The organism is Streptomyces sp. DSM 15324 (assembly GCF_001514285.1).
Lineage (GTDB): Bacteria > Actinomycetota > Actinomycetes > Streptomycetales > Streptomycetaceae > Streptomyces.
On the sequence record NZ_KQ949024.1, the window covers coordinates 460,572 to 471,727 of the forward strand.

Annotated in this window: 10 protein-coding genes; 5 read left to right on the top strand and 5 right to left on the bottom strand. The window is 72.4% G+C overall.

The annotated features are described in order from the left end of the window. Nucleotides 1-118 precede the first annotated feature (118 nt). On the top strand, nucleotides 119-769 hold the full coding sequence (locus AQJ58_RS08235) for a ScbR family autoregulator-binding transcription factor (RefSeq protein WP_067246723.1): 651 nt from the start codon (nucleotides 119-121) through the stop codon (nucleotides 767-769). Nucleotides 770-863: 94 nt separating this feature from the next. On the opposite strand, the gene AQJ58_RS08240 is transcribed toward AQJ58_RS08235, so the two are convergent. Further along, complete coding sequence (locus AQJ58_RS08240) at nucleotides 864-2,684, bottom strand: S8 family peptidase (protein ID WP_067246726.1); 1,821 nt, start codon at nucleotides 2,682-2,684, stop codon at nucleotides 864-866. Nucleotides 2,685-3,029: 345 nt separating this feature from the next. Here AQJ58_RS08240 and AQJ58_RS08245 point away from each other — a divergent pair, with 345 nt between their 5' ends. Further along, nucleotides 3,030-3,971, top strand: a complete 942-nt coding sequence (locus tag AQJ58_RS08245; protein WP_067246728.1) for a lytic polysaccharide monooxygenase — start codon at nucleotides 3,030-3,032, stop codon at nucleotides 3,969-3,971. An 18-nt stretch (nucleotides 3,972-3,989) separates the two neighbouring features. Here AQJ58_RS08245 and AQJ58_RS08250 read toward each other — a convergent pair whose 3' ends face one another. Further along, nucleotides 3,990-4,625, bottom strand: a complete 636-nt coding sequence (locus AQJ58_RS08250) for a Tat pathway signal sequence domain protein (protein ID WP_067246730.1) — start codon at nucleotides 4,623-4,625, stop codon at nucleotides 3,990-3,992. Nucleotides 4,626-5,314: 689 nt separating this feature from the next. On the opposite strand from AQJ58_RS08250, the gene AQJ58_RS08255 reads away from it, so the two are divergent. Beyond that, complete coding sequence (locus AQJ58_RS08255; protein WP_067247721.1) at nucleotides 5,315-5,983, top strand: DUF6230 family protein; 669 nt, start codon at nucleotides 5,315-5,317, stop codon at nucleotides 5,981-5,983. Then, on the top strand, nucleotides 5,980-6,429 hold the full coding sequence (locus AQJ58_RS08260; RefSeq protein ID WP_199844545.1) for a DUF6114 domain-containing protein: 450 nt from the start codon (nucleotides 5,980-5,982) through the stop codon (nucleotides 6,427-6,429). The genes AQJ58_RS08255 and AQJ58_RS08260 overlap by 4 nt, the downstream gene beginning before the upstream one ends. Nucleotides 6,430-6,533: 104 nt before the next feature. On the opposite strand, the gene tatA is transcribed toward AQJ58_RS08260, so the two are convergent. From tatA to AQJ58_RS08275, 3 genes are all read right to left on the bottom strand, one after another. After that, the gene (gene tatA, locus AQJ58_RS08265) at nucleotides 6,534-6,767 is read right to left on the bottom strand and encodes a Sec-independent protein translocase subunit TatA (RefSeq protein WP_067246735.1); all 234 of its coding nucleotides are present in this window, start codon (nucleotides 6,765-6,767) and stop codon (nucleotides 6,534-6,536) included. Between the two features lie 64 nt (nucleotides 6,768-6,831). Further along, on the bottom strand, nucleotides 6,832-9,342 hold the full coding sequence (gene mgtA / locus AQJ58_RS08270) for a magnesium-translocating P-type ATPase (protein WP_067246738.1): 2,511 nt from the start codon (nucleotides 9,340-9,342) through the stop codon (nucleotides 6,832-6,834). Continuing rightward, nucleotides 9,332-9,700 carry an ArsR/SmtB family transcription factor gene (locus tag AQJ58_RS08275; RefSeq protein WP_067246741.1) on the bottom strand — a complete coding sequence of 123 codons (369 nt, stop codon included), beginning with the start codon at nucleotides 9,698-9,700 and terminating at the stop codon, nucleotides 9,332-9,334. The genes mgtA and AQJ58_RS08275 overlap by 11 nt, the downstream gene beginning before the upstream one ends. Before the next feature lie 384 nt (nucleotides 9,701-10,084). On the opposite strand from AQJ58_RS08275, the gene AQJ58_RS08280 reads away from it, so the two are divergent. Beyond that, on the top strand, nucleotides 10,085-11,101 hold the full coding sequence (locus AQJ58_RS08280; RefSeq protein WP_067246744.1) for a substrate-binding domain-containing protein: 1,017 nt from the start codon (nucleotides 10,085-10,087) through the stop codon (nucleotides 11,099-11,101). The last annotated feature ends 55 nt before the right edge of the window (nucleotides 11,102-11,156 follow it).

Sequence of the window (11,156 nt, forward strand, 5' to 3'; positions counted from 1 at the left end):
CTAGAGTACGAGGCGACCGGTTTGTTTTCAATGAGATCAGTCGACGGCATCCTATGATCGGGGCGGACCGCGGGCGATCGCGCGTTCTTGCCCAACTCGCTGCCGTGAAGGGGCTCTTATGGCGAAACAGGAGCGCGCCATCCGGACGCGCAGGGCGATCGTGGAGGCGGCCGGAGCGGTCTTCGACGAGCACGGCTACATGTCCACCACCATCTCCATGGTCCTGGAGCGCGCCGAAGTCACCAAGGGTGCCCTGTACTTCCACTTCCCGTCGAAGGAGTCACTCGCCCACGCGGTCCTCAACGAGCAGGTGCCGTTCGGCGCGGTGCCGCAGCAGGCCTGCAAGCTCCAGGAGATCGTCGACATGACCTTCGTGGTGGGTCAACGGCTGCTGACCAACGCGCTGTTGCGGGGCAGTGTGCGGCTGGCGGTCGACATGGAGACGCCGTCGGGGATCGATCACGGCGAGCCGTTCCGGCAGTGGGCCGAGCGATTGACCGACCTGTTCGAACTGGCCCGTGAGCGCGGTGAGTTGCTGCCGACGGTGAAGCCCCGGGAGACCGTGGAGCTGCTGGTGGGCTCCTTCACCGGCATCCAGCTGATGTCGCGGGCGCTGACCGGCCGCGCGGACCTCGCCGACCGGCTGTCGGTGATGTGGGCGCACCTCCTGCCGAGCATCGCGGTCTCGGGGGTGCTGCCGCGCCTGGACACCCGGGCCGACCGCGGGGAGCGGGTGCTGGCCTCGCTGGAGGAGCGGGCGGCCTCCTGAGGGCGGGTACAACAGTGCGGCGGGCCGGCCGGTGTCCATCCACACCGGTCGGCCCGCCCGTCTCAGGTCACGCGGGGTCCGCCCCGCGGTCGACTCAGAAGGTCAGCTTCCAGCCATTGAGGGTGCCTGTGTCCTGCGCGGCCACGTCCTGGACCTTCAGCTTCCAGGTGCCGTTCGCGGCCTCACTGGAGGCGTCGACCGTGTAGGTGGTGTTCACGTCGTGGGCGGAGTCCGAGGAACTGGAGGCCTTCAGGCGGTACGTCGAACCGTCCGGGGCCACCAGGTCGACGACCAGGTCGCCGCGGTACGTGTGGGTGATGTCGACGCCGACCTTCAGGGTCGAGGGCGCGTTGCCGCTCAGTCCGCTGACCGCGATGGAGGAGGTGATCGCCGCACCGTTGTCCGGGATGGCGACCGCGGTGCTGCTGGAGAACGTGGTGCCGCCGGTCGAGCCGCCGCCGGTGCCGCTCACCGCGGCCACCGTCTTCGCCGCGTCGGCCAGACCCGCGCCGCAGCCGCCGGAGCAGGCGCCGGGCAGCGCACGGGCGTTGTTCTTGATCGCGGTCTCGATCTGCGCCGGGGTCAGCGCGGGGTTCGCCGACTTCACCAGCGCGACCAGGCCCGCGATGTGCGGGGTGGCCATGCTGGTGCCCTGGTAGTAGGCGTACGACTCGGTCGACGGCGTCTTGCTGCCGGAGTTCAGCGTGGACAGGATGCCGTTGGCGGTGCCCGTGCTGGTCTGGCCGCCGGGGGCGGAGATGTCCACCAGGGAGCCGTAGTTGGAGTAGGACGCCTTGGCGCCGGCCCGGTTGGTGGCGGCGACCGAGATGACGTTGGCGCAGTTGCCCGGCGAGTGGTTCGCGACGTTGTCGTTGTCGTTGCCGGCCGCCACGACGACCGTGGTGCCGCGGTTCACGGCCGCGGTGATCGCGCTCTGGGTGGCGGAGGTGCAGGCGCCGTCGCCGCCCAGGCTCATGTTGATGACCTTGGCGACGTTGGTGTTGGCGGGCACGCCGGAGACGGTGCCGCCGGACGCCCAGGTGATGGCGTCGATGATGTCGGAGTCGTAGCCGCCGCACTTGCCGAGGACGCGGACCGGGGAGATCTTCGCGCCGTAGGCGATGCCCGCGACACCCTTGTTGTTGTTCGTGACGGCGGCGATGGTGCCGGCCACATGGGTGCCGTGCCAGGAGGAGGTGGAGGCCGGGACGCCGGAGCCGCACTCGTTCGCGTTGTACCAGTCCCCCGGGTCGGCCGGGTTGCTGTCGCGGCCGTCGCCGTCCACCGAGACGGCGGTGTCGGCGATGAAGTCGTAGCCGCCGACGATGTTCGCGGCGAGGTCGCTGTGGGCCACGTAACCGGTGTCGATGACGGCGACGGTGACCCCGCTGCCGGTCGACGTGGCCCAGGCACCGGGGACGTTCATACCGGCGGTGGTCTCGTAGAGGTCCCACTGCTTGGCGTACTCGGTGTCGTTCGGCTCGGCCTGCGGGGTGTTGAGACGGTCCGGGACGACATAGGCGACCTGGGGGTCCGCCTGGTAGCGCGCGACGACGTCGGCGACGTCCGCCCGGGTGACGTCCTCGCCCAGGTCGACCAGGGCCGCGCCGGTGCCCAGCCGGCGCCGGAAGTCGACGTCCTCGCCCGCCTGCTCGCCCTTGGCGGCGGCGTCGGCCTCCGCGGCCGCGTTCGACGTGGCCTCGCCGGCACCGGACTTGTAACCGACGATGAGACGCTCGGCGACCGTGCCGGGGGCGGCCTCGGTCTGCGCGACGGGTACGGCGGAGGCCGCGGCGGCCGTGGCGGCGGAGTCCTGGGCGGCGACCGCGGAGGCGGTGGAGGCGGCGGTGAGCAGGGCCGCGGAGAGGGCTGCGGCGGATATCAGCTTCCGCCGCAGAGCGGGTGTGGTGCGCAAGGGCGTGCCTTTCGTGGCCGGCTCCGGGCGAGGCAGCGCGGAGCAACGGTCGATCGCTTCGGCGTCGAAGCGGAGGGGGGTGGAACGCGATGGCCGGCCAGGCGCGGGAAGCTGCTGCCGTCAGGGGTTACCTGTGGTTCAGCTGTGCTGGAACGATAGGCAAAGGAATGGTCATCCGGATACGGGGGAAACCCTCGATCCGGCTGGAAACCCACCCTTGACGACGGGGTCCGGACGGCGAATGCCCCGATTCGCACGGGTCGCACGGGCGCGGGCTGAACGCACGGGACCGGCCCGCCGTACTGGGAACAGACCGTTCCCGCGCCGGCCGAGGAGACGTCCCCGATGCCCCGGATGACCGCACACCGCAGCGCCGCCCTGACGGCGGCCGCCCTGAGTCCCCTGCTGCTGAACCTGTGGGCCGCCGGCCCGGCCCTGGCCCACGGCGCGCCCACCCAGCCGTCCAGCCGGGTCTACGGCTGCTCCCCGGAGGGCACGCAGACGTCCAGCGCGGCCTGCAAGGCGGCGATCGCCGCCAACGGGACGTCGTTCGCCGCCTGGGACAACCTGCGGGTGGCGAACGTCAACGGCCGTGACCGGCAGACGATTCCGGACGGCAGGCTGTGCAGCGGCGGGCTGTCCGCCTACAAGGGGCTGGACCTCGCACGCGCCGACTGGCCGACGACGCGGCTGACGCCGGGCGGGACGCTGAGGATGACGTACGCCTCGACGATCCCGCACACCGGGACCTTCCGGCTCTATCTGACGAAGCAGGGCTACGACCCCGCGAAACCGCTCACCTGGGACGATCTCCCCGAGCGCCCGTTCGCCGAGATCAAGGACCCGACGCTGAGCCAGGGGGCCTACCGGTTCAGCGCGAAGCTGCCCGCCGACCGGACGGGGCGTCAGGTGCTGTACACGATCTGGCAGAACAGCAGCACACCCGACACGTACTACTCGTGCTCCGACGTGGTGTTCTCGGCGTCCGGCACCGCGGGCGGCTCCGGTTCTTCCGCCGGGGACGGGACGAAGCAGGAGACGAAGGCCTCGGCGACACCTTCGGCGGCCGCACCGGCCGGCTCCGCGTCGACCGCGGCCGCCGGCTCCTCCGGTCCGGCCGCCGCCGCGCCCGCACAGGCGGGCGCGGACGCACCCGTGAGCACGCCGGTGGCGTCCGCCACCGGGGCAGGTTCGGGTCCGTCCGCGCCGCTGCTGGCGGGCGGCGCCACCGCCGTGCTGGTGCTCACCGGTGGCGTCGCCCTGGCGCTGCGTCTACGCAGGCGCTGAAGTCCTCGGTTACGAGGGTCAGTTGACGGTGACCGCGTCGGTCCCGTCGGTCACCGGGGCGTACTTGGCGGTGAAGTAGCCGGCGGAGGGGCACAGCGTCGAGCCGGAGGTCCGGGTGAACGCCTGGTTGCTGAAGTTGATGCTGTTGTCGGTGTTGCTCGCGGTGCCGTTCAGGCCGGGCGCCTGGTAGACGCAGGAGACGGTGCCCAGCAGGGTGCGCAGGACGACCGTGGTCTGGACGGTCGAGCCGCTCGGCGGGGTGACCGTGACGACACCGGCCGAGGAGACGGTGGTGGTGTAGGGCAGGTTGTTCACGGTGATGCTGGTGACGCCGAGGACACCGAGGACGTTCGAGGTGCAGCCGCCGAACGTCTGGCCGGTGAGCGACTCGGTGGCGGTGCCCGGGGCGGCCGGGTTGTCGGTGACCTTGGCGGTGAAGGTGGACGTGGCACAGGAGATGCCGCTGGTGCCGGTCGCGCTGTTGTACAGCGTGGCGGCGGTGCCGCTGGCCAGGGACGCGTTGAGGACGTCGCCGACCGCGACATCGCCGTTGGCGGTGGTCAGGACCGCGCCGGCCGCGGAGGCCGGGGTGACGGCCGGGAGGGTGAGCGCGACGGCGGTACCGGCGACGGCGAGAAGGGAGCGGATGCGCATTGGCGGGTGCCTCTCTCTGAACTGGGGTGGTGCTAGGGGGAGTCGGTTGGTTCGTGGGTGCCGTTCGCAACGTGGGGGGACGCGACTCGGCGTCCGCCGTTGCCGGCCCGTGACGCCTTCTCCGTACGCGACGGACCGGCAACGGCAGCCGGCCGGTGACCGGTCGGAGCCACTGGAGGGTGGTTCCGGCCGGGCCGGGCGGGAGGGGCGACCGGACGCGGCCCGCGGGGGGAAGCGGCCGTACACCGGTGCCGGGTGAGGGATCGGACTCGGGTGGATCCGCCCACGGGGAACGGAAGGTCCGGGAACGCGGTGGTCGCCGCGCGACGGATCCGGCGCCACGGATCCGGGCCGAGCCACGGATACGGGCTGAGCCAGGGAGAGTTGTAGACCTGCCGTTCCGTCAACGTCAATACGTTGTAAGCAAGTTGATGGCCCGGCAGATATATGCAAGGACCATGTGTCGAACTTGATCCACAGGTGGCACATGATGAACACTCTTTTTCCACATCTCCCTTGACCCCTTGCTGTAACCATCGGTAACTTCCTCGTTGGCTACTGCTGCGTAACGTGAAAGCCCATACGACTTCCGGGAGTTGCGAGGAGGCGTGCGCGGCAGCCGCTGTCCGCGCCAGGACAACGCGCCACTGAAGCCCAACCCGCACCACTTCAAGCGCATGGGAGCAGACATGGCCTCGTCCCCGGACGTCACGTCGTCCGACGACATCACCCCCGGGAACCCGGAAAACGGTTCCTCCGGAAGACGCGGCCGGGTCCGGCCGCGCCGGGCCGCAGTGATGGCGGTGCCGGCCGCCGCGGTCGCCGCCGGTCTCGCGATCCTGACCGCCGAGGGCGCCCTCGGAGTGCAGTTCGCCATCTCCGGCATGCCGTTCGTGGTCACCGCCGACAAGCTCGACGGAAAGGGATTCGAGCAGTTCGGCGCACTGGACAGCATGATCGAGAACAGCCCCAACCAGGGCGACACCGGCGGCCAGGTCCTGGTCGTCACCTCGGTCGTCAAGGACGGCGACCTCACCAAGATGTGCCAGAGCGTCGACCTCGGCGGCATCCAGCTGATCCTCACCGCCGGCGGCGGACGCACGCCGGTGCACGTGGAGAACCTGGCCATCGACTCCGACGTCATCAAGGGTGACGCCGAGTTCCACGGGATCGAGATCGGCGGCGACGCCAGCACCTTCAACAAGGGTGGCGTGAAGGGCCCCGAGGGCGTCTACGGCCAGCAGGCCGACACCGTCCTCATCAACAACCTGTACCAGCACAACTACGCGGCCACCGCCGGCGTCTTCAAGCTGCCCGACCTGCACATGCGGTTCGGAACCGGGGGTTGCCCGAAGTGAGCGGCGAGAGCCAGTGGCGCAGCACCTTCCGTGCCTGGCGGGGGCGTCGGCCCTTCCTGGGCGGGACGCTGCTCACGCTCGGCGGAGCCGAGATCCTGGTGACCATGAAGGCGCCACTTCCGGTCATCCTGCACATCGGTATGCAGGGCCTGGCGGGTTACCTCCTGCCGACCCTCATGCTCGTCTGCGGCCTGCTGATCGTCTTCAACCCGACGCAGCGGCTGTTCTACTCCGTGATCGCGGTCCTGCTCTCGCTGGCCACCTGGGTCACGTCCAACCTGGGCGGCTTCTTCGTCGGCCTGCTGCTGGGCGTCGCGGGCAGTTGCATGACGTTCGGCTGGCTGCCCGACCAGGAGCCGCGGGTCAGCCGCCGCAAGCGGCGCAGGGCGGCCCGGGCGGCCGCCGAGGCGCTCCAGCCGTCCGCACTGCCGGGCGAGCCCGCCTGAGGCAGTCGTTCGACCACACCGGCGGGGCCGGGACCCGACCTGCGACAGCAGGACGGTCCCGGCCCCGCCGGTTGTCTTCTTCGTCTTCTCTCAGTGCACGGTGATCAGTGCACGATGGCGGACGGGTCGGCCGGAGCGGGCGTGACCGGGGCCTGTGCCTCGGAGACGGTGCCGCCCTGGACGCCGTCCTCCTTCATCGCCCTGGCCTCGCTCTTGAGGATGCGCATCGACTTGCCGAGCGCGCGCGCCGTGTCCGGGAGCTTCTTCGAGCCGAACACCAGGACGACGACGACCGCCACGACCAGCAGGTGCCAGGGCTCCAGTCCATTGCGCAGCATGCTCGAGACCTCTCCGTCAGCAATGGTTGCTATGTTGCGCAACTGTACAACCCGAAGGCCGCTCTCACCGAGCCCCCCGTGCGCCCCGGCGCAGGGCCGGTGCGTACAGGCCGAGGACGACGGTGAGCAGCAGGTAGTACGCGGGCGGCAGCGCGGTCATACCGAGCCGGGCGCCCAGCGGGCTCGGCGGCAGCAGCAGTCCGACGGCGCCGAGCAGGGCGGCGGCCCGGCCGACGGGGCCCGTCCCCGCGCCGCCGCGTCCGGTGCGCAGCAGCACCATCACCAGGGCCTGGGTGAGCAGGTTCTCGGTGAACCAGGCGGAGTGGAAGACGGCCTCGTCGTCGACGGCGTCGGGGCCGTGCAGGGCGAGGGCGAGCACCCCGAAGGTGGCGAGGTCGGCGATCGCGTTGAGCGCGCCGAACCCGGTGAGGAAGCGCAGGAAGGAGCGGGGCCGCAGCCCGGCGGGGCGGCGCAGCGCGGCGGCGCCGGGACGGTCGTACGCGAAGGCGAGCTGGGCGGCGTCGAAGCACAGGTTCTGCACGAGGACCTGCGCCGGGAGCATCGGCAGGAACGGCAGCAGCAGGCCCGCCGTGAGCATCGCGAGGACGTTGCCGAGGTTGGAGGAGAGGGTGACGCGCAGATACGAGGCGATGTTCCCGCTGCTGTGCCGGCCCGCGGTGACGGCGTGGCCGACGGCCGCGAGGTCCTTCTCGCCGAGGACGACGTCGGCGCACTCCCGGGCGACGGCACAGGCCGAGCGCGGCGCGATGCCGACGTCGGCGGCGTGCAGGGCGGGGGCGTCGTTGACCCCGTCCCCGAGGAACCCCACGGTGTGCCCGGCCGCCCGTAGTTCCTCGACCACGCTTGCCTTGTCGGCGGGGGTGCACCGGGCGTGCACGACGCGGCTGGCGGCGGCCGGTTCCGCGCCGGGTCCGGGGTCCGCCCCGGTGACCACGCGCTCCGGCTCCCACCCCAGCTCGCGGCAGACGCGGGCGGCCGTGCCCGGGTGGTCGCCGGTCAGGACGCGGACCGTGACGCCCAGGTCGAGCAGGCCGCGCAGGGTCTCGGCGGCCTCCGGGGCGAGGGTGTCGCGGAAGGCGACCAGGCCGCGGAAGGTGAGGCCGCGTTCGTCGGCGGGGGTGTAGGGACGGGTGCGCGCGGGGCGCCGCGCGGTGGCGACGGCGAGGAGCCTGAGACCGCCGTCCGCCTCGCGGCGGGCGAGCGCGGTCAGCCGGTCCCGCTCCCCCTCCGCAAGGGAGCACCGGTCCAGGACGTCCTCCACCGCGCCCTTGACGACCAGCGTGTGGGTGCCGGGGCACGGGCCGCGCAGCACGACGGTGGCCAGGCGCCGGACGGGGTCGTGGGGGACGGCGTCCACTCCGTCGTACGCCTCGGGGCCGTCCGCCCCGGCCCGCTCGGCCGCCTCCAGGAGCGCCTCGTCGAGGGTGTCCGGCTCGGGGAGTTCGGCGAGCTGGAGGGTCCACCAGGCGTTGACGGCGGCCCAGTGCAGGGCGCCGGGGTCGTCCTGGCCGTCCGGGCCGAGGGAGCGGTCGACGACGGGGCGGTCCTGGGTGAGGGTGCCCGTCTTGTCGACGCAGAGGACGTCGATCGCGCCGAGGTCGTGCAGGGCGGGCAGCCGTTTGACGATCACGCCGTGGGTACGGGCGAGCAGGGCCGCGCCCCGGGCCAGACAGGTGGTGACGATCACCGGGAGCATCTCGGGCGTGAGGCCGACGGCCACGGCGACCGCGAAGGGCAGGGTCTGAAGGCCACGGCCGCGCAGGGCGGCGTTCGCCATCAGCACCAGCGGCGGGGTGAGCAGCATGAAGCGGATCAGCACCCAGGAGATGCCGTGCACGGAGCGGTCGAAGGCGCTCGGCTCCCGCGGACCGGGCCGGTCGAGCGCGGCGGCGATCCGGGTGCGCGCCCCGGTGGCGAGGACCACGGCGGTGGCGCTGCCGGAGGCGATGCCGGCGCCCTGGAAGCAGAGGTGGGACTCGGCGGCGGGATCCGGGTTCTGCGCGGCCGACTTCGCGACCGGCGCGGACTCGCCGGTCAGCGCGGACTGGTGCACGGTGAGGCCGCGGGCGCGCAGCAGTCGTACGTCCGCCGGGACGAGGTCGCCGGGACCGAGCCGGATCACATCGCCCGGCACGAGGTCGGCGACCGGCACCTCACGCGCGCGGGGCGGCTCCCCGTCGGCCGGCCGGCGCAGCACGGTGGCCGTGCCGGCGACCAGGGCGCGCAGCCCGGCCAGGGACCGGTCGGCGCGGCGCTCACCGCTCGCGCGGAGCGCCACGCTGACCGCGACGAGCGCGAGGATCACGGCGGCGGTGCCCCAGGACGCGACGAGCGCGGAGACCAGACCGAGGACGAGGAGGACGGCGGTGAAGGGGTCCCGGGTGCCGCGCAGCAGCAGCCGGGGCCAGGACGCGGGGCGGGCGGCGGGCGGCGTGTTGTCGCCGCCGGCGGCGAGCCGGGCGGCGGCCTCGGCCTCGGTCAGCCCGCGCGGCCCGCTCTCCAGGCGGCGCAGCACCTGGAGGTGGGTGCCGTCGGCGGGTGCCTCAGAGGCCATGGAGGCGGGTGGCCGGGCGCGCGGCCCCGGCGGCGTGGTCGGACCGGTGGGAGGCGTCCCTCCGGTCGGTGAGGCGGTCCATGGCCAGGCGGACGACGTCCACGACGTCCGGGTCGTCGACGAAGTAGACCTGGCGGCGGCCCTCGCGCCGGGAGCGGACGAGGCCGGCCAGCTTGAGCTTGGTCAGGTGCTGGCTGACGGCCGGCAGCGCGCCGCCGACCCGTTCGGCGAGCCCGGTCACGTCGCTGTCGCCGTGGGCCAGCGCCCACACGAGGTGCAGCCGGGCCGGGGAGGCGAGCAGCCCGAAGGTCTCGGCCGCGTGCGCGAGCACCTCGGCCGCCGGATCCTCGAACGCCACGGTGGTCGACCTCCTCGGCTGGGCGTGAACCGGTTCAGTGTAGGGGGGCGGCCCCACGCGGGGCCCGGCCGTCACGGCGGCACGGTGCCGGCACCGGTATCGTCCGGGACGTCGCGCGGTGCGGGGCGGTGGCGGGCGAGCCCTGACCCGCGGTGACGCGGAGCGCTCCGCAATTTGGACGATCATTCAATCCACCTGCGGCTATGCTCCCTTTCGCCCCCACCGGTCCCGTCCCACATCACGATGCGGCAGCAGCACCTCACCCCAAGTGGTTGTTTACTTGACTACCAGCGGTCACACACGGTTGGCTCCGAGCCAGCGATAGCGTCTCGGCGGCGCACGCCCCGTCCCCATGCTCTGCCGCACAGCGAGGTGCAGCCCCCCATGAACAGTCCCCTCCCCGCCTCACCGCCCCCAAGACCCACCGGCCCCACCGGTTCGGTCCGCCTGACCGTCCTCGCGGTCAGCTGCGCGCTGTTCCTCGCCGGCTGCTCCGGCGACGGCTCCTCCGGCCCGGACGGGTCGAGCGGCTCCGGCGCCCGGATGCAGGTCGCGCTGGTCACCCACGGCGCCGAGGGCGACGCCTTCTGGCAGCTCGTGCGCAAGGGCGCGCAGGCCGCGGCCGCCAAGGACAACGTCGAGCTGAGCTACGCGAGCGACGCCGACGCGGCCGGTCAGGTCCAACTGGTGCGGGACGCGGTCCGCGACAAGGTGGACGGCATCGCGGTGACGCTGGCCAAGCCGCAGGCGATGAAGAGCCCGGTGGCCGAGGCGAAGGCGGCCGGGATACCCGTCGTCGGCCTCAACTCCGGTATCGACGCGTGGCAGTCGACGGGACTGCTGGAGTACTTCGGCCAGGACGAGTCCGTCGCGGGCCGCGCGGTCGGCGACAAGCTCGACGGCCTCGGTGCCAAGCACGCCCTGTGCGTCATCCACGAGCGCGGCAACATCTCCCTGGAGGCCCGCTGCGCCGGTGTGAAGAAGACGTTCGCCGGCGAGACCGAGATGCTCTACGTCGACGGGACCGACATGGACGCGGTGTCGGCGGCGGTGACGGCACGGCTCCGGCAGGATCCCGGCATCGACGAAGTGATCGCCAACGGCGCCCAGTTCGCGCTCGCCTCGGTCGACGCGGCGAAGAAGGCGGGCAGCAAGGCGAAGGTCGCCACCTTCGACCTCAACAAGGACCTGGTCGGGGCGGTCCGCGACGGCGGCGTGCAGTTCGCCGTGGACCAACAGCCGTATCTCCAGGGCTATCTGGCCGTGGACGCGCTGTGGCTGTACCGGACGAACGGCAACATCAGCGGAGGCGGCGTGTCCCCCGTCCTGACGGGGCCGGCCTTCGTCACCAAGGCCAATGTCTCCGACGTGGCGCGGTTCGCCGCCGACGGTACGCGCTGAGCCGGCGGTCGACGCCGGTCCCCCGACCCTCCCCCGCATCCGCTCCCCGCTGATC

Bases quoted from the DNA above. Each gene is read 5' to 3' on its own strand.
- AQJ58_RS08235 (WP_067246723.1), top strand. From the start codon at position 119: ATGGCGAAACAGGAGCGCGCCATCCGGACGCGCAGGGCGATCGTGGAG.
- AQJ58_RS08245 (WP_067246728.1), top strand. From the start codon at position 3,030: ATGCCCCGGATGACCGCACACCGCAGCGCCGCCCTGACGGCGGCCGCC.
- AQJ58_RS08250 (WP_067246730.1), bottom strand. From the start codon at position 4,625: ATGCGCATCCGCTCCCTTCTCGCCGTCGCCGGTACCGCCGTCGCGCTC.
- AQJ58_RS08255 (WP_067247721.1), top strand. From the start codon at position 5,315: ATGGCCTCGTCCCCGGACGTCACGTCGTCCGACGACATCACCCCCGGG.
- tatA (WP_067246735.1), bottom strand. From the start codon at position 6,767: ATGCTGCGCAATGGACTGGAGCCCTGGCACCTGCTGGTCGTGGCGGTC.
- mgtA (WP_067246738.1), bottom strand. From the start codon at position 9,342: ATGGCCTCTGAGGCACCCGCCGACGGCACCCACCTCCAGGTGCTGCGC.
- AQJ58_RS08280 (WP_067246744.1), top strand. From the start codon at position 10,085: ATGAACAGTCCCCTCCCCGCCTCACCGCCCCCAAGACCCACCGGCCCC.